Genomic DNA, 17141 nt, shown 5'->3' with positions numbered 1-17141 from the left:
TCGATGGGTGCAGAGTAACCAGAGGGATGCGCGAGAGTGTTGACTCAGATCAACGCCACCACGGATTCGAGCAGTGGCGCAAAGAGGAAGGGGTTCAGCGCTTCTTGGGCTTGTTCTTGGGTTTCTTGCGGGGTTTGCCCAATGGCATCGCTTGTTCGAAGGCCTTGCGCACTTCGTTGAGGCGTTTGTCATTGAGGTCGTGGATTCGCTTGGCGCGTTCTGCGCCGAAGTCGATCACCTGGGTGTCATCATCGCTCATGGCGTGCTGCTCTCGATTGCCTGATGGCAAGCATAATGCGCAATACCACCCACAGCCTGCAACAGCCGCTGGCGTCTCAGACCTTGAGATCGACCCACAGGCCCTGGCGCGGTTCGTCGTCGATGATCGGCACCACCGGCACCGTGTTGTCGGCATTCAGGTAGTCGCCCGGCATCGCGGGCCCCGGATGCGGCTGTTGCTCGGCGTCATCGGCGTTGAGTTCGGGGTGGCGATCGGCGGCGCGTCGATCGCGTCGTCGGCGGTTCTGCCGGCGCTGTTCTTGACGCAAGAGCACCACGGCTTCTTCCGGTTCACGCTGGCGCATGTCGATGGTCGACTCGTTGGAGCTTGGCTGGGTGGGCGTCACAGGCGGGACGCTGGGCGTCGGTCTGACCGGATCCTGCTGCGCGGTGACAGGGGCGGCACTCAAGGGGATCAGTGGTGGCAGCATGATAATGGTCTCCTGTTAACAGGGTTTCGGCTGCCGTTTCGTCGACTTGAGCCGCCGTACAAGGAAGTTTCGACTATGTTTTTCGCAACAAGTGCCCCGGCCAGTCTGCGCGCAAACCCTGCGCCCAGCAAATACAGGTGTATTAAGCCGTTCGTTACGCTTAAGTCTTTGGCCTGGACGGCTTGTTCCGTTACCATAGGCGGCTTTTTCAAGGCGGGAGTCAGGCAGCATGGCGCAGCAGTATCAACCGGGGCAACGCTGGATTAGCGACAGCGAAGCCGAGCTGGGATTAGGCACCGTTCTGGCACAGGATGGCCGCTTATTGACCGTGCTCTATCCGGCCACTGGCGACACTCGCCAGTATGCTTTGCGCAATGCGCCGCTGACGCGGGTGCGTTTCTCGCCGGGCGACACCATCACCCACTTCGAGAACTGGAAGATGACCGTTCGCGAAGTCGAGGACATCGACGGCCTGCTGGTCTACCACGGCCTCAACGCCCAGAACCAGCCGGTGACCCTGCCCGAAACCCAATTGTCGAACTTCATCCAGTTCCGTCTGGCAACCGACCGCCTGTTCGCCGGGCAGATCGACCCGCTGGCCTGGTTCTCCCTGCGCTACCACACCCTGGAGCACACCAGCCGCCAGCTGCAATCCTCGCTGTGGGGCCTGGGCGGCGTTCGCGCGCAACCCATCGCCCACCAGTTGCACATCGCCCGTGAAGTCGCCGACCGCATCGCGCCGCGGGTTCTGCTGGCTGACGAAGTGGGCCTGGGCAAAACCATCGAAGCCGGCCTGGTGATCCATCGCCAGCTGCTGTCGGGCCGTGCCAGCCGCGTGCTGATCCTGGTGCCGGAAAACCTGCAGCACCAGTGGCTGGTCGAGATGCGCCGCCGCTTCAACCTGCAAGTTGCGCTGTTCGACGCCGAGCGTTTCATCGAAAGCGATGCCAGCAACCCGTTCGAAGACACCCAGTTGGCGCTGGTCTCGCTGGAATGGCTGGTGGACGACGAGAAGGCCCAGGACGCGCTGTTCGCAGCGGGCTGGGACCTGATGGTGGTCGACGAAGCCCACCACCTGGTCTGGCACGAAGACAAGGTCAGCCCCGAGTACGCGCTGGTCGAGCAACTGGCCGAAGTGATTCCGGGCGTGCTGCTGCTCACCGCGACCCCTGAACAACTGGGCCAGGACAGCCACTTCGCGCGCCTGCGCCTGCTCGATCCGAACCGCTTCCATGACCTGAAAGCCTTCCGCGCCGAGAGCGAAAACTATCGCCCGGTGGCCGAAGCCGTTCAGGAACTGCTGGACCAGGGCCGCCTGTCGCCCAAGGCTCACGAAACCATCAAGGGTTTCCTGGGTGCTGAAGGCGAGGCGCTGCTGGCCGCCGTGGCCGATGGCGACACCGACGCCAGCGCACGCCTGATCCGCGAACTGCTTGACCGCCACGGCACCGGCCGCGTGCTGTTCCGCAACACTCGCGCCGCTGTGCAGGGATTTCCGGAGCGCAAACTGCATCCGTACCCGCTGCCCTGCCCGGCCGAATACCTGGAACTGCCGATTGGCGAGCACGCCGACCTGTACCCGGAAGTCAGCTTCCAGGCCCAGGGCGAGACCAGCGAAGAAGAACGCTGGTGGCGCTTCGACCCGCGCGTCGACTGGCTGATCGACACCCTCAAAATGCTCAAGCGCGTCAAGGTGCTGGTGATCTGCGCCCACGCCGAGACCGCGATGGACCTGGAAGACGCCCTGCGCGTGCGTTCCGGCATCCCGGCTACCGTGTTCCATGAAGGCATGAACATTCTGGAACGCGACCGAGCCGCGGCCTATTTTGCTGACGAAGAGTTCGGCGCCCAGGTGCTGATCTGTTCGGAAATCGGCAGTGAAGGCCGCAACTTCCAGTTCGCTCACCATCTGGTGCTGTTCGATCTGCCGGCGCACCCGGACCTGCTGGAACAGCGCATCGGCCGTCTGGACCGTATCGGCCAGAAGCACACCATCGAGCTGCATGTGCCGTACCTGGAAACCAGCCCGCAAGAGCGGCTGTTCCAGTGGTACCACGAAGCGCTCAACGCCTTCCTCAACACCTGCCCGACCGGCAACGCCCTGCAACATCAGTTCGGCCCGCGCCTGCTGCCGCAACTCGAAGGCGGCGACGAGGACGACTGGCTGGCGCTGGTCAAGGAAGCCCGCACCGAGCGCGAGCGTCTGGAAAGCGAGCTGCACACCGGCCGCGACCGCCTGCTGGAACTCAACTCCGGCGGCGCTGGTGAAGGTGAGGCGCTGGTCGAGGCGATTCTGGAGCAGGACGATCAGTTCACACTGCCGATCTACATGGAAACCCTGTTCGACGCCTTTGGTATCGACAGCGAGGACCATTCGGAAAACGCGCTGATCCTGAAACCGAGCGAAAAAATGCTCGACGCCAGCTTCCCGCTGGGCGACGACGAAGGCGTGACCATCACCTACGACCGCAACCAGGCGCTGTCCCGCGAGGACATGCAGTTCATCACCTGGGAGCACCCGATGGTGCAGGGCGGCATGGACCTGGTGCTGTCCGGTTCCATGGGCAACACCGCCGTCGCGCTGATCAAGAACAAGGCGCTCAAGCCCGGCACCGTGCTGCTGGAACTGCTGTACGTCAGTGAAGTGGTCGCGCCGCGCTCGCTGCAACTGGGCCGCTACCTGCCACCGGCCGCCCTGCGCTGCCTGCTGGATGGCAACGGCAACGACCTGTCGGGCCGTGTGTCGTTCACCACCCTGAACGACCAGCTCGAGAGCGTGCCACGCGCCAGCGCCAACAAGTTCATCCAGGCCCAGCGCGACGTGCTCAACCCGCAGATCAACGCCGCCGAAGGCAAGATCGCGCCGAAACACGCCGAGCGCGTGGCCGAGGCTCAGCGTCGTCTGGCTGCGGACACCGATGAAGAACTGGCGCGCCTGACCGCCCTGCAAGCGGTCAACCCAACGGTGCGCGACAGCGAACTGACCGCCCTGCGCGAACTGCGCGAACAAGGCCTGGCGATGCTGGAAAAGGCCGCGCTGCGTCTGGAAGCGATTCGGGTGTTGGTGGCGGGTTAACACCGAACATCATGTTCACCCGGGTTCACCCGGTGAACACAGGACCTGTGGGAGTGAGCTTGCTCACGAAATCAAGCGTTCGGTGCAAAGCGCACTGCGGATACGCCGGCCCCTTCGTGAGCAAGCTCACTCCCACGTCGCAATGCAATCACTGATCACGCCATGGATGGCTTGGCCAGCACCTCATCCCCTGCCATCCCCTCCCGCATCCGCTGCGCATCGCGGCTGAAGCACTTCGACGCCCGCACCAGAAACACCAGCGCAAAGAACAGCGCCACCGGAATCAGGTACATCGCATCGTGCAAGCCCACGGCCTTGAACGGCTCGGTCATCTGCTCGACCTGCGCGGCATTCATCGCCGCATGGGCGAAGTGATCGGACAGCAGCCCCACCACCACCGGCCCCAGGCCGCCACCCAGCAGATACAACCCGGCAAAGAACAGCGCCATGGCCGTCGCCCGCAGACGCGGCTGCACCACGTCCTGGATCGCGGTGTAGACGCAGGTGTAGAAGTTGTAGGAAAACAGCCAGCCGACGCTGAACACAGCGACGAACACGCCAATCTCGATGCGCCCGGCATGCAGCGCGTAACCGGTGCACACGCTGGCAGCCGCCATGCTCAGCGCCGCGAAAATCAGCCGACCATTGGCCCAGCGCTGGTGCACCTTGTCGGCCACCCAGCCCCCGGCGGTCAGCCCGACCAGCCCGGTCACGCCCACGATCATGCCGGTGGCCATCGCCGCTTCTTGCAAGGGCAGAAGGAAATAACGCTGCAGCATCGGCACCATGAACGAGTTGCAGGCGTAGGTGGCGAAGTTGAACGCCAGCCCGGCCAGCACCAGCCAGCGGAAGGTCGGAATCGACAGCACGCGGCGGATCGGCCGGTCGATCTTCTCATCGGACGTTGCAACGCTCTCCGCCGCGCCCCGGGCCGGTTCGCGAATGAAAAACATGAACAGCGCCAGAATCAGCCCCGGCACGGCAGCGATGAAAAACGGTGCGCGCCAGCTGTCGAACGCCTTGACCATCGCGCCGATGGTAAAGAACGCCAGCAACAGCCCCAGCGGCAGGCCCAGCATGAAGATACCCATGGCCCGAGCACGGCGGTGGGCCGGGAACAGGTCGCCGATCAGCGAGTTGGCCGCCGGTGCATAACTGGCCTCGCCGATGCCGACGCCCATGCGCACTAACAGGAAGGTCCAGAAACTGCCAACCAGCCCGTTGACCGCCGTCAACCCGCTCCACGCCGCCAGGCCCCAGCCCATCAGCTTGCTGCGCGAACCGGTATCGGCCATGCGCCCCAGCGGCAAGCCGGCCACGGCGTAGACCAGAGTGAAGGCGGTGCCGATGATGCCCAGCTGAAAGTCGCTGAGCGTCCACTCCTTGCGGATCGGCTCGATGATGATCGCCGGGATGGTGCGATCGAAGAAATTGAACAGGTTGGCCAGAAACAGCAGAAACAACACCCGCCACGCGTTCGCCGCTTGAGTCGAATGATCCATGTGTCGATCTCTTTTATTGTTATCGGGCCTGACACCAGCGGGCCGGGAAACCCAAATCTAGTCAGCGATGGCGGATCTGTCTGTGATCATTTGTGTAACTGATAGCTACGTATGATCGCGCCCACGCTCCCCGTCGGGACAATCAAACACCGCCGATCGGCGCCTGAAAATATAGTTTCGCGCCCCCCTTCCCAGGCGCAACGGAAAGCCTAGAATGAGCGCCCAACCGTGACACCCTCCTCCCCCTTTTTCTGTAGTTCATCGCCATGTCCGACGTCAGCCCGTGCCTGAATTGTGGTGCCTGTTGTTCACACTTTCGCGTGTCTTTTTTCTGGGGGGAATGCGCCTCGGCGGGCGGAACCGTGCCTGACGATCTGGTCGACAGCATCAGCCCCAGCCGCGTGGCGATGCTCGGCACCGACTGCAAATCCCCGCGCTGCACAGCGCTTGAAGGCGAAGTCGGCAAGGGCACCCGTTGCACGATCTACGAGCTGCGCTCCAGCCCCTGCCGGGAATTCGAGTCGTCCTGGACCAACGGTGAACACAACCCGGGTTGCGACACTGCGCGGGCGGCATTCGGTTTGCCACCATTGGAGCCGCCGCCGCTGATCGCCGTGGCCTGAGTTGTCACCGGTTTTCGATCTATCGCCGGCGGTCCTTATTGCGAAATAATTAGTACGTTCGTCTCCAAACAGCTGTTTCAAATCCGCCCCTCTCTATAATCATTGCAAAGTGCCATCAACGACCCAGATCGATGGCATGGGCAATGGACACAGGGAGTGCGCTATGGATTGGCTGGGTTTGCATTTTCTTCCTTCGATGCCCGCCGACGGCCGGATGCTGCTGGACTGCAGTCACGATCCGCTGCTGGTGCTGCTCGCCTATCTGGTGGCCTGCGCGGCCAGCTTCGCCACGCTGGACATCGCCGAGCGGGTCGGCCACGTCGACAATCGCAAGGCCAAGATCCGCTGGCGCGGCCTCGGTGCGCTGTGTCTGGCGGTGGGCATCTGGGCCATGCATTTCATCAGCATGCTGTCGTTCCGGGCGCCGCTGGAGATGCATTACGAGCTGTCCGTCACCGTCACTTCGCTGGCCATCGCCCTGATAGCCGGGGTGGTCGCCATGGAAGCGCTGAGCCATCCGCAACTGCGCGCCGCACAATATCTGGCTGCGTCGGTGTTCATCGGCCTGGGCATCGCGGCCATGCACTACACCGGCATGTCAGCCATGCGCTCGGACGCCACGCAGTATTACGAGCCGCTGCGCTTCACCGCCTCGATCGTCATCGCCATGGCCAGCAGCCTGGCAGCGCTGGTCCTGGCCATTCATCTGCGCCAGGGCAGCGGCACCTTTCATCAGTTGCTCAAGTACGGCGCCAGCCTGGTGCTCGGCGCAGGCATCGTCAGCACGCACTTCATGGGCATGTGGGCCTTGCATCTGGTGGTGCCCACCGACACGCAACTGCAGGCCTCGACCACGGAAAACAGCCTGCAACTGGCGCTGACCATCGCCCTGATCGTGTTGCTGATCGTTGCCGGCAGCGTCAGCGCGGCGCTGGCCGACAAGAAGCTGCAGGCCAAGGAGCGCGACCTGCGCAGGGTCAATGCCCTGCTCAGCCAGCTCGATCAGGCGCGGGTGTCGTTGCAGAAAGTCGCGCATTACGACGCCCTCACCAACCTGATCAACCGCCGGGGCTTCAACCAGATCTTCGCCGAGCGCCTGATGGAGCAGGATCCATCCAACAAGCTGGCGGTGATGTTCCTGGACATCGACCACTTCAAGCGCATCAACGACAGCCTCGGCCACGATGCCGGGGACGAGTTGCTCAAGGTCATCGCAGAGCGGATTCGCAATGCGACCCGTGGCGGCGACGTGGTGGCGCGGTTCGGTGGCGACGAGTTCTGTATCCTGATGTCGCTCAACCATAGCGACGAGGCGCTGTATCTGGCGCAGCGGGTGATGCAGAAGATGAAGGACCCGATCGCGCTGTCCGGCCGGCGCATGGTCATGACCACGAGCATCGGCATCAGCATCTACCCCCAGGACGGCCACACCTGCGAAGAACTGCTCAAGCACGCTGACCTGGCGCTGTATCAATCCAAGGGCAACGGCCGCAACAGCACGCACTTCTTCAGCCCCAGCCTGAAAACCCGGGCCAGCCTGGAACTGCACCTGGAAGAAGAACTGCGCGCCGCGCTGCGCGAGGAAAGCGGCCTGCAACTGTTCTATCAACCCATCGTCGACCTGCGCACCGGCCACGTGGCCAAACTCGAAGCGCTGGTGCGCTGGCAGCACCCGACCCATGGCCTGCTGACCCCGGACAAATTCATCGCTATCGCGGAAAACAACGGCCTGATCGCCGAACTGGACAACTGGGTGCTGCGCCGCGCCTGCCGCGATCTGGGCAAACTGACCGAGCCCGGGTTCGACAAGTTGGTGATCGCGGTGAACTGCTCGGCCCTGAATCTGGCCCGTGTCGAGCTGCTGGATGAAGTCGCCAGTGCCCTGGACGATGCCGGCGTGGCGGCCCATCGGCTGGAACTGGAAGTCACCGAAAACGCGCTGATGGGCAACATCAGCAACACCATCGTGCTGCTCAAGGAAATCCGCGCCCTGGGCGTAGGGCTGTCGATCGACGACTTCGGCACCGGCTATTCCTCGCTGGCCTACCTCAAGCGCCTGCCGCTGGACACGGTCAAGATCGACCGCTCGTTCATCATCGATATTCCCAAATCGCCCCAGGACATGGAAATCGTCCAGGCGATCATTCTCATGGCCCACACGCTGCATCTGAAAGTGGTCACCGAAGGCGTGGAAACCCCGGCCCAGCTGGATTTCCTCAGCGAGTACGGCTGTGATTACGTGCAGGGCTACCTGTTCAGCAAACCGTTGCCACTGCGTGAACTCGGCCCGCTGGTGCGCCAGCTCAATTTGCGCCCTGCAGCAAGACTGTGGCCGTCGTCATTGGTCCTCGAAACCCTGGACCTGGCCATCGAAGCGCCTGGATTGTCTTGCGCCCCGACCGACAACAGACCTCAGCCGCATCCGGCGCGCTGAGTGTGACACGCCACACAGGCCCGCGATCTTGAGCCTTCGCGCCCTCAAGACTGACCGTTCGTCGCCGATCCCAGAGGGGATTCCCTTAGGCGGCGCTAGGGTTGGGCCCTATCGCTCGCCGTCGATAACCCGCTGTAAAGTCGGGCTTTCTTTTTGGTGATGGCGCGTTGACACCCTGCGCCATCCTTCAGGCGTGGCAAGCAATGACCAACAAAACCGAGGCAGCAGGCGCTGTATCCGAACTTCTGCAAACCGTACTCGATGAGCACAGTGTGGTAGCCCGTGGGGATTACCGCCCTGCGCCCATGCCCGCCCAGTCGTACCTTTATTTCACCGAAACCGACACCGACCGCATCCTTGATAACCTCGACGGCCTGCGCGACATGGTGTTTCCGCCGTCGCTGCACTTCGAGGAAACCCAGAGCCGCAGCGATCAGCAGTTTCCTTCGGTCTGCCTGATCGGCCTGGGCCGTTGCGGGTCGAACATCGCGCTGGACGTCGCCGAGCTGGTCTACAACGCCCGCACCTTCTACCTCAACCAGCTGAACAACGACGACCGCCTGCGCGATGACAAGGGCTACAGCCCGGCGCGCTGGATCCGCAACAACCTGCGCCTGGTGCAGAACAAGTCGAGCAAACCGGTGTTCCTGGTCGAGCCGCTGGTGATGCTGGGCGACCTGGACAAGGACATCGCCGGGCGCATCCGCTTCTCGCGCAAGGGCGAAAAAAGCGGCTTCATCAAGGACTACAGCAAGATGAAGATCATGGACCTGTCCGAGGTTCATGCCGGTGGCGCAGGCAACGCGCCGATCCTGGGCCAGTACCTGGCCAAGATCATCCTCAACAAGGACACCGAACACTTCTCCAGCGCCGACTGGAAGCTGATCCACTCGTACCTGATCGACTCGTGCGGCATCAAGGCCAACCAGTCGCGCCTGTACTTCTACATCTTCAGCGCCGGCGGCGGTACGGGCTCGGGCATGGCCTCGGAGTTCGGCCTGGCCCAGCAGTTCTCGTACATGAACAAGACGTTCGACACCAAGCCTGCCAGCGAAAACGACAGCAAGCGCGGCCGCTCCTTCGTCTTCGAGCCGATCTTCACCAGCGGCATCTGCGTGCTGCCGAACATTTCCGACCACCGCAGCGAAATGTCCGAAGCCCTGCACATCAACGCCGGGCGCTTGCTTTGCAAGTATCTGGCTGAGGAATGGGATTTCTCCTACAACTTCGAGAACGAAGACAGCAGCGAAGCCAGCGTCATGGGCCGCATTCGCCCGTGGAACGCGATGATGCTGATCTCCAACGACATCATGCGCTACGCCGAGGAAAGCGATGACGGCACCATCGAGAACATCGACGTCAACGCCATGGAGCGCCACGCCAACCAGTACATCTCGCAGCAGATCTTCAACATTCTGACCGCCCAGGCGGTCACGACTGACTACGACCAGAACTATTTCCGCAGGGCGGGCATCGACATCGGCGAGACGATCCGCCTGGACGCCAACGACCTGTTCATGAGCCTGGCCGGGCCGGTGGCGATTGCCTACGCCGAGTCGGTAGTACCGGAAACCCCGCTGCCGGGCTCGGACAAGCTCAAGCTGTTCGAGAAGGAACAGCCGCGCCTGGACATCGACGACCTGTTCTTCCGCTCCATCGACCTGCCGCACTTCAACAAGATGACCCAGGCCATCGAAGGCATCAGCCTGCTGCCGATCGAGTCACGCCGTTATCGCGCGGCGCTGGAGCAGTACAAGGCCTCGGGCTATGACGCAGCGGCGCTACACGACCTGCATTTCTTCAAGAACTGCTCGTCGGTGGTGTCGATCGTCTCGCTGCCCAAGGATTACAAGCTGTCTTACATGGACCTGAACCGGCTCAAGACCCACCTCAACAGCCTGTTCCCCAACACCACGCTCAAGCGTTACGCGCTGGTGATCGGCGCTTCGGCCAACCTGTCGCTGACCACCCTGATCGCCAAGAGCCCGTGCCTGTCGGACGATTTCCTGACCCTGATCGTGGCCTTCATCAAACGCTGTTTTGCCAGGCAGCCGTACCGCTTCGACGAAACCCTGGACAACTCAATTCTGGATTTCATCACCAGCGAGGAATTCGACGAGGATCGCATCGATGATCTGCTCAATGAGTATGAAAACCCGGCGAAGATTCTGGATACCAACTGGTATGCGATCAAGCCGATGTACGAGAAGAAGTACCGGGAGTTGATCGATGACAAGTCGCGCTTCATTTCGATCAACGACATCCGGATTTCGCGGGAGAGCGTGAAGAAGGCGGTGAAATACCTGCGGGAGATTTACCGTCACCGGATTGGCAAGACGCGGGTGATTTCGCTGAATCAGCATACGGGGAAGACGGGTTATTTGGGTTGAGTTTGCGGTGCTTAGTATCGTGCAGTACTCGTTCATAGCGGTGACGCTGATAAGGTCTGGCTAACGCCAGATCAAGGTCCAGAGCGTTCTTCCTAACGTCAGACCTGTTTCGACTTCGTCGAGTTACTTGGAAAAGACCCCCAAGTAACTCGGCGAAGCCGAAACGCTTCTGCCGTTAGGTAGAACAAACAGAAGCCGCATCACCATCGCGAACGGATTTGCGCGGGATGACAGCACCAAACAGCCGAAGGCAAGCACAGCCAAAACTGCTACCCCACCACAACCAAAGTTACCGACCTACCCACTTTGCCATCATACAAAGCACCAAATCAGTGCACATCAGACGCCAGTGCACGCTCCTGGATCAACACCCAAGGCGCCACCACCACCGCCCACAGCTCAGGATCCCGCTCCAGCAGGTCCAGAGCCGTTGATTCAGAGACCTTGCCGACCTCCCCCGAGGCCAGCCACTCAGCCACTTTCGCCTCAGCGTTTTCGGCAAAAGCCTCGGCCACGGCGATCAGATCCTGAGAAGGCTCGACCCACAACAGGGCACCCTTGGCAAAGAACGGTTGCAATTCTTTCCAGGTGATAGAAGCCGTTTCGCCAAGCAGCTTGGCATAGAGGGTGCTAGGTTCTTGCGTCATGGGTTTCACCGTTTGGAAATTCGGCGCGAATGATACCGCCGCCTTCCCTGCGCTCAAACCCGGATTCAAGTGATTGATTGCAGAGAACTTCGCTCAGGCCGATAGATTGTCTGACCCGGTTGGAGAATCGACCGGCTTGATTGTGTATCTTTCTTTCGATTAAGCGACATCAACAGGTTTTGCCCCCCGCAGCCAGCTTTTCAAGCGCTCGACCGGCGCTCTAAACTGTTCCGGTACAGTTGCCTGGGGTAAGGCCTGGATAATCAATCCGGTCCTGCAGCTTCTGGCCGTCAGGATTATAAAAACTACAAACGCAAGAGTGGAGCATCATGACTAAGGGTATTAATCAGATTTCCAAGCTGTTTGCCGCACTGGTTCTGGCGGGGGTTGCCAGCCACTCGTTCGCAGCCGACACCATCAAGATCGGCATCGCCGGCCCTAAAACCGGTGCTGTGGCCCAATACGGCGACATGCAGTTCTCCGGTGCCAAGATGGCCATCGAGCAGATCAACGCCAAGGGCGGCGTAGACGGCAAGAAACTCGAAGCCGTTGAATACGACGACGTGTGCGATCCGAAACAAGCCGTTGCCGTGGCCAACAAAGTGGTCAACGACGGCGTCAAGTTCGTGGTCGGCCACCTGTGCTCCAGCTCCACCCAGCCTGCGTCCGACATCTACGAAGACGAAGGCGTGATCATGATCACCCCAGCCGCCACCAGCCCGGATATCACCGCCCGTGGCTACAAGTTGGTGTTCCGCACCATCGGCCTGGACAGCGCCCAGGGCCCGGCCGCTGGCGAATACATCGCCAAGCAGGTCAAGCCGAAGATCGTTGCGGTCATCCACGACAAGCAGCAATACGGTGAAGGCATCGCCACCGCGGTCAAATCCACTCTGGAAAAAGACGGCGTGAAAGTCGCCCTGTTCGAAGGCATCAACGCCGGCGACAAGGACTTCTCCTCGCTGATCGCCAAGATGAAACAAGCTAACGTCGACTTCGTCTACTACGGCGGCTACCACCCAGAGCTGGGCCTGATCCTGCGTCAGGCTCAGGAAAAAGGCCTGAAAGCCGGCTTCATGGGTCCGGAAGGCGTGGGTAACGCTTCCATTTCGCAGATCGCCCAGGACGCTTCCGAAGGCCTGCTGGTAACTCTGCCGAAATCCTTCGACCAGGATCCAGCCAACAAGGCCCTGGTAGACGCGTTCAAGGCCAAGAAAGAAGACCCGAGCGGTCCTTTCGTGTTCCCGGCCTACGCCGCAGTTGAAGTCATCGCCGAAGGCATCAAGACCGCCAAGTCCGAAGACACCGCCAAAGTGGCTGAAGCCATCCACAAAGGCACCTTCAAGACCCCTACCGGCGATCTGTCTTTCGACGCCAAGGGTGACCTGAAAGACTTCAAATTCGTCGTCTACACCTGGCACAAAGATGGCACCAAGACTGAAGCCCCTGTGAAGTAATTCCAGACTTCATGCTTACCCGAAGCCCACTGCAACCGCAGTGGGCTTTGTTTTAGCTGGCACGCGAGGTTTCACAAGAACCTCGATGGCCTGAACATCTTGAAACCGCACCAGTGAATCACTGGGCTCGTGCCCAACGCGGACGTAGATCACGACGCGCGAGCGGGAAAAAGACTTCACCAGTGAAACACCAGGCAGGTTTTTAGGAGCACTCAGCAATGCCGATAGACATCTATCACTTTCTGCAACAGCTGGTTAATGGCATGACCATTGGCAGCACATACGCCTTGATCGCCATCGGCTACACCATGGTCTACGGCATCATCGGCATGATCAACTTCGCCCACGGCGAGGTGTACATGATCGGTTCGTACGTGGCGTTCATCGCCCTGGCCGGCCTGACCATGCTCGGCCTTGGCAACTTGCCATTGCTGATCACTGCCGCGTTCGTCGCCAGTATCGTGGTGACCAGCGCCTACGGTTATGCCATCGAACGGGTTGCCTATCGCCCGTTGCGCGGCAGCAACCGTCTGATCCCTCTGATTTCCGCGATCGGCATGTCCATTTTCCTGCAGAACACCGTGCTGTTGTCGCAGGACTCCAAGGACAAATCGATCCCCAACCTGATCCCCGGCAACTTCGTGTTCGGCCCAGGCTCGACCCATGAAGTGGTGATCTCGTACATGCAGATCCTGATCTTCATCGTCACCGTGGTCGCCATGCTCGGCCTGACCTGGTTCATCTCCCGCTCTCGCCTGGGCCGCGCCTGCCGCGCCTGTGCCGAAGACATCAAGATGGCCAACCTGCTGGGTATCAACACCAACAACATCATCGCCCTGACCTTCGTGATCGGTGCGGCACTGGCGGCGGTCGCTGCGGTGCTGCTGAGCATGCAATACGGCGTGATCAACCCCAACGCCGGTTTCCTCGTCGGCATCAAGGCCTTCACCGCCGCGGTACTGGGCGGTATCGGCAGTATCCCGGGCGCGATGCTCGGCGGTCTGGTGCTGGGTGTGGCTGAAGCGTTCGGCGCCGACGTGTTCGGCGACCAGTACAAGGATGTGGTGGCGTTCGGTCTTCTTGTCTTGGTGTTGTTGTTCCGGCCAACCGGCCTGCTGGGCCGTCCGGAGGTTGAAAAAGTATGACCAGGAATCTCAAATCGGCCCTGTTCAGCGCTGTACTGGTGCTGCTCGTCGCCTACCCGATCCTCGGGCTCAAACTGGACATCGTCGGGGTCAACCTGGCCGTTGTCGGCGCCACCACCAGCACCCTGCTGGTGATCTTCGGCGCCGCAATGCTGATGTTCCTGCGCGTGCTGTTCAACGAACAGATCAGCGCCATGTGGCGTTCGCGTCCACAGAAGCAACTGGTGTCGTCCAAGGCCAGCAACTTCCTGACCCTGCCGTCGACCCAGCGCTGGTTCCTCGGTGCGATCATCATCGTCGCGCTGATCTGGCCGTTCTTCGGCTCGCGCGGCGCGGTGGACATCGCGACCCTGATCCTGATCTACGTGATGCTGGGCCTGGGCCTGAACATCGTGGTGGGTCTGGCGGGCCTGCTGGACCTGGGTTATGTCGGCTTCTACGCCGTCGGCGCCTACACCTACGCCCTGCTGCAGCACTACTATGGCTTCGGCTTCTGGGTCTGCCTGCCACTGGCCGGTCTGGCGTCGGCCACCTTCGGCTTTTTGCTGGGCTTCCCGGTACTGCGCCTGCGCGGTGACTATCTGGCCATCGTGACCCTGGGCTTCGGTGAAATCATCCGTCTGTTCCTGCGTAACCTGACCGACATCACCGGCGGCCCGAACGGCATCAGCGGCATCGAGAAACCGACCCTGTTCGGCCTGACCTTCGAGCGCACCGCCGCCGAAGGCATGCAAACCTTCCACGAGTATTTCGGCCTGCCGTACAACTCCGTCAACAAGGTGATCTTCCTGTACCTGGTCGCCCTGCTGCTGGCGCTGGCCGCACTGTTCGTGATCAACCGCCTGCTGCGCATGCCGATCGGCCGCGCATGGGAAGCGCTGCGCGAAGACGAAATCGCCTGCCGTGCACTGGGTCTGAACCCGACCGTGATCAAGCTTTCCGCGTTCACCCTGGGCGCCGCGTTCGCCGGGTTCGCCGGCAGCTTCTTCGCTGCGCGCCAGGGCCTGATCACCCCGGAATCCTTCACCTTCCTAGAGTCCGCCATCATCCTCGCCATCGTGGTTCTTGGCGGTATGGGTTCGCAGCTGGGTGTGATCCTGGCCGCCGTGGTGATGATCCTGCTGCCTGAACTGCTGCGTGAATTCAGCGAATACCGGATGTTGGGCTTCGGCGCCTTGATGGTGCTGATGATGATCTGGCGTCCTCAGGGCTTCCTGCCGATGCAGCGTCCCGTCATGAAACTCAAGGGGGAACGCTGATGAGCCGTCCACTTCTGCAAGCTTCGGGCTTGAGCATGCGCTTTGGCGGCCTGTTGGCGGTCAATGGCGTGGGCCTGACCGTCAATGAGAAACAGGTCGTGTCGATGATCGGCCCCAACGGCGCCGGCAAGACCACCGTGTTCAACTGCCTGACCGGTTTCTACAAGCCGACCGCGGGCACCATCCTGCTCGACGGCGAGCCGATCCAGGGCCTGTCCGGCCACGAAATCGCCCGCAAGGGCGTCGTGCGCACCTTCCAGAACGTGCGCCTGTTCAAGGAAATGACGGCGGTGGAAAACCTGCTGGTGGCCCAGCATCGCCACCTGAACACCAATTTCCTGTCCGGCCTGTTCAAGACCCCGGCGTACCGCAAGAGCGAGCGCGAGGCCATGGAGTACGCCGAGCACTGGCTGGAAGCGGTGAACCTCAAGGAGTTCGCCAACCGCCCTGCCGGCACCCTGGCCTATGGTCAGCAGCGCCGCCTGGAAATCGCCCGCTGCATGATGACGCGTCCGCGCATCCTCATGCTCGACGAACCGGCTGCCGGTCTTAACCCGAAGGAAACCGAGGACCTCAAGGCGCTGATCGGCGTGCTGCGCAACGAGCACAACGTCACCGTGCTGCTGATCGAGCACGACATGAAGCTGGTCATGAGCATTTCCGACCACATCGTCGTCATCAACCAGGGCACGCCTCTGGCCGACGGCACGCCCGAACAGATCCGTGACAATCCCGATGTGATCAAAGCCTACCTGGGGGAAGCGTAAATGCTGCAGTTCGACAACGTTTCCACCTTCTACGGCAAGATCCAGGCGTTGCATAACGTCAGCATCGATGTGCAGCAGGGTGAGATCGTCACCCTGATCGGCGCCAACGGTGCGGGCAAATCCACACTGCTGATGACCCTCTGCGGCTCGCCCCGCGCCCACAGCGGCAGCATTCGCTATATGGGCGAGGAGCTGGTCGGGCTGGAATCCTCGGTGATCATGCGCAAGAGCATCGCGGTGGTGCCGGAAGGCCGCCGCGTGTTCGCCCGCCTGACGGTCGAGGAGAACCTGGCCATGGGCGGTTTCTTCACCGAGAAGGACGATTACCAGGAGCAGATGGACAAGGTCCTGGGCCTGTTTCCGCGCCTGAAGGAGCGCTTCAACCAGCGCGGCGGCACCATGTCCGGCGGCGAACAACAGATGCTCGCCATCGGCCGCGCGCTGATGAGCAAGCCCAAGCTGTTGCTGCTCGACGAGCCATCGCTGGGTCTGGCGCCGATCATCATTCAGCAGATTTTCGAGATCGTCGAACAGCTGCGCCGTGATGGGGTGACGGTGTTCCTGGTCGAGCAGAACGCCAACCAGGCCCTGAAAATCGCTGACCGCGCGTATGTGCTGGAGAACGGTCGGGTGGTGATGCAGGGGTCCGGGGAAGAGCTGCTGGTTGATCCGAAAGTGCGGGATGCTTATTTGGGCGGCTGATTGGTTTTTGGCTCGCGTGCATATCCGTTTTTTTGGGTGACGCTGATAGGGTCTGGCTAACGCCAGACCTGTTTCAAGATCAAGAGCGCTCTTCCTAACGTCAGACCTGTTTCGACTTCGTCGAGTTACTTGGAAAAGACCCCCAAGTAACCAAGGGGTCCTGCTCCTGGTTTGGGTCCTCCTTCGTCGGACTTCCCTCCCTCCGGCGATGCTCCGTGGGCCCGGCGCGAATGGGCCATCCATGGCCCCGCGCCTCGCGCGGCATCCTGCCGCTTGACCCACTCCACATCACCTCCGCGCGGCCTGCACCCAAGTCGCGTTTTGTGTTGCCTGGACATGCGCGCATGAAGATCAAAATCAAAAGCGCGTTTTTGAGGTGTTCACGATCTGTTTCTGGCCGGAGGCCGTAGGAGCTCGGCTTGCCAGCGA

General features: G+C 61.3%; 13 protein-coding genes. 9 read left to right on the top strand and 4 right to left on the bottom strand.

The window, feature by feature from the left end; translation table 11 throughout:
* Window positions 1-94: 94 nt before the first annotated feature.
* Window positions 95-259 (bottom strand): hypothetical protein, encoded by a 165-nt coding sequence (locus AC1MEK_RS21565; RefSeq protein WP_480398307.1) that lies wholly within the window; start codon window positions 257-259, stop codon window positions 95-97.
* A gap of 76 nt (window positions 260-335) precedes the next feature.
* On the bottom strand, window positions 336-710 hold the full coding sequence (locus tag AC1MEK_RS21560) for an aspartate-semialdehyde dehydrogenase (protein WP_480398306.1): 375 nt from the start codon (window positions 708-710) through the stop codon (window positions 336-338).
* A 229-nt stretch (window positions 711-939) separates the two neighbouring features.
* Between AC1MEK_RS21560 and rapA the strand changes: the two genes are divergently transcribed.
* Complete coding sequence (rapA, locus tag AC1MEK_RS21555; RefSeq protein ID WP_480398305.1) at window positions 940-3786, top strand: RNA polymerase-associated protein RapA; 2847 nt, start codon at window positions 940-942, stop codon at window positions 3784-3786.
* A 155-nt stretch (window positions 3787-3941) separates the two neighbouring features.
* On the opposite strand, the gene AC1MEK_RS21550 is transcribed toward rapA, so the two are convergent.
* The gene (locus AC1MEK_RS21550; RefSeq protein WP_480398304.1) at window positions 3942-5288 is read right to left on the bottom strand and encodes a spinster family MFS transporter; all 1347 of its coding nucleotides are present in this window, start codon (window positions 5286-5288) and stop codon (window positions 3942-3944) included.
* Window positions 5289-5554: 266 nt separating this feature from the next.
* Here AC1MEK_RS21550 and AC1MEK_RS21545 point away from each other — a divergent pair, with 266 nt between their 5' ends.
* The 3 genes from AC1MEK_RS21545 (at window position 5555) to AC1MEK_RS21535 (ending at window position 10735) form a co-directional block, all read left to right on the top strand.
* The gene (locus tag AC1MEK_RS21545; RefSeq protein WP_480398303.1) at window positions 5555-5911 is read left to right on the top strand and encodes a YkgJ family cysteine cluster protein; all 357 of its coding nucleotides are present in this window, start codon (window positions 5555-5557) and stop codon (window positions 5909-5911) included.
* A gap of 163 nt (window positions 5912-6074) precedes the next feature.
* Entirely contained in the window at window positions 6075-8345 is a 2271-nt protein-coding gene (locus AC1MEK_RS21540) for a putative bifunctional diguanylate cyclase/phosphodiesterase (RefSeq protein ID WP_480398302.1), read from the top strand.
* Between the two features lie 305 nt (window positions 8346-8650).
* Window positions 8651-10735: a hypothetical protein gene (locus AC1MEK_RS21535; protein ID WP_480398415.1), complete on the top strand. Its 2085-nt coding sequence runs from the start codon at window positions 8651-8653 to the stop codon at window positions 10733-10735.
* A gap of 329 nt (window positions 10736-11064) precedes the next feature.
* Here the strand turns inward: AC1MEK_RS21535 and AC1MEK_RS21530 are convergent, their stop codons facing one another.
* Window positions 11065-11382 (bottom strand): DUF2288 domain-containing protein, encoded by a 318-nt coding sequence (locus AC1MEK_RS21530; RefSeq protein ID WP_480398301.1) that lies wholly within the window; start codon window positions 11380-11382, stop codon window positions 11065-11067.
* 329 nt (window positions 11383-11711) lie between these two features.
* Here AC1MEK_RS21530 and AC1MEK_RS21525 point away from each other — a divergent pair, with 329 nt between their 5' ends.
* The 5 genes from AC1MEK_RS21525 to AC1MEK_RS21505 all read left to right on the top strand — a co-directional run bounded on the left by AC1MEK_RS21525 (window position 11712) and on the right by AC1MEK_RS21505 (window position 16712).
* Complete coding sequence (locus AC1MEK_RS21525; RefSeq protein ID WP_480398300.1) at window positions 11712-12839, top strand: branched-chain amino acid ABC transporter substrate-binding protein; 1128 nt, start codon at window positions 11712-11714, stop codon at window positions 12837-12839.
* 218 nt (window positions 12840-13057) lie between these two features.
* A complete protein-coding gene (livH, locus tag AC1MEK_RS21520) occupies window positions 13058-13984 on the top strand; it encodes a high-affinity branched-chain amino acid ABC transporter permease LivH (RefSeq protein ID WP_480398299.1) in 927 nt (308 codons plus the stop codon).
* Complete coding sequence (locus tag AC1MEK_RS21515) at window positions 13981-15243, top strand: high-affinity branched-chain amino acid ABC transporter permease LivM (protein ID WP_480398298.1); 1263 nt, start codon at window positions 13981-13983, stop codon at window positions 15241-15243. Before livH ends, AC1MEK_RS21515 begins: the two co-directional genes overlap by 4 nt.
* Window positions 15243-16010, top strand: a complete 768-nt coding sequence (gene livG, locus AC1MEK_RS21510) for a high-affinity branched-chain amino acid ABC transporter ATP-binding protein LivG (RefSeq protein WP_480398297.1) — start codon at window positions 15243-15245, stop codon at window positions 16008-16010. Before AC1MEK_RS21515 ends, livG begins: the two co-directional genes overlap by 1 nt.
* Complete coding sequence (locus AC1MEK_RS21505; RefSeq protein ID WP_480398296.1) at window positions 16011-16712, top strand: ABC transporter ATP-binding protein; 702 nt, start codon at window positions 16011-16013, stop codon at window positions 16710-16712.
* Window positions 16713-17141 lie beyond the last annotated feature (429 nt).

It is taken from the genome of Pseudomonas sp. 2, from assembly GCF_056627435.1.
The sequence above is the reverse complement of the archived record's forward strand: the minus strand, read 5'-3'. Positions and strand labels throughout refer to the sequence as shown.

Excerpts from the sequence above, each read along its gene's own strand:
- AC1MEK_RS21525 (WP_480398300.1), top strand. The coding sequence starts at position 11,712 with ATGACTAAGGGTATTAATCAGATTTCCAAGCTGTTTGCCGCACTGGTT.
- AC1MEK_RS21505 (WP_480398296.1), top strand. The coding sequence starts at position 16,011 with ATGCTGCAGTTCGACAACGTTTCCACCTTCTACGGCAAGATCCAGGCG.
- AC1MEK_RS21535 (WP_480398415.1), top strand. The coding sequence starts at position 8,651 with ATGCCCGCCCAGTCGTACCTTTATTTCACCGAAACCGACACCGACCGC.
- livH (WP_480398299.1), top strand. The coding sequence starts at position 13,058 with ATGCCGATAGACATCTATCACTTTCTGCAACAGCTGGTTAATGGCATG.
- AC1MEK_RS21565 (WP_480398307.1), bottom strand. The coding sequence starts at position 259 with ATGAGCGATGATGACACCCAGGTGATCGACTTCGGCGCAGAACGCGCC.
- rapA (WP_480398305.1), top strand. The coding sequence starts at position 940 with ATGGCGCAGCAGTATCAACCGGGGCAACGCTGGATTAGCGACAGCGAA.
- AC1MEK_RS21550 (WP_480398304.1), bottom strand. The coding sequence starts at position 5,288 with ATGGATCATTCGACTCAAGCGGCGAACGCGTGGCGGGTGTTGTTTCTG.
- AC1MEK_RS21545 (WP_480398303.1), top strand. The coding sequence starts at position 5,555 with ATGTCCGACGTCAGCCCGTGCCTGAATTGTGGTGCCTGTTGTTCACAC.
- AC1MEK_RS21515 (WP_480398298.1), top strand. The coding sequence starts at position 13,981 with ATGACCAGGAATCTCAAATCGGCCCTGTTCAGCGCTGTACTGGTGCTG.
- livG (WP_480398297.1), top strand. The coding sequence starts at position 15,243 with ATGAGCCGTCCACTTCTGCAAGCTTCGGGCTTGAGCATGCGCTTTGGC.
- AC1MEK_RS21540 (WP_480398302.1), top strand. The coding sequence starts at position 6,075 with ATGGATTGGCTGGGTTTGCATTTTCTTCCTTCGATGCCCGCCGACGGC.
- AC1MEK_RS21530 (WP_480398301.1), bottom strand. The coding sequence starts at position 11,382 with ATGACGCAAGAACCTAGCACCCTCTATGCCAAGCTGCTTGGCGAAACG.
- AC1MEK_RS21560 (WP_480398306.1), bottom strand. The coding sequence starts at position 710 with ATGCTGCCACCACTGATCCCCTTGAGTGCCGCCCCTGTCACCGCGCAG.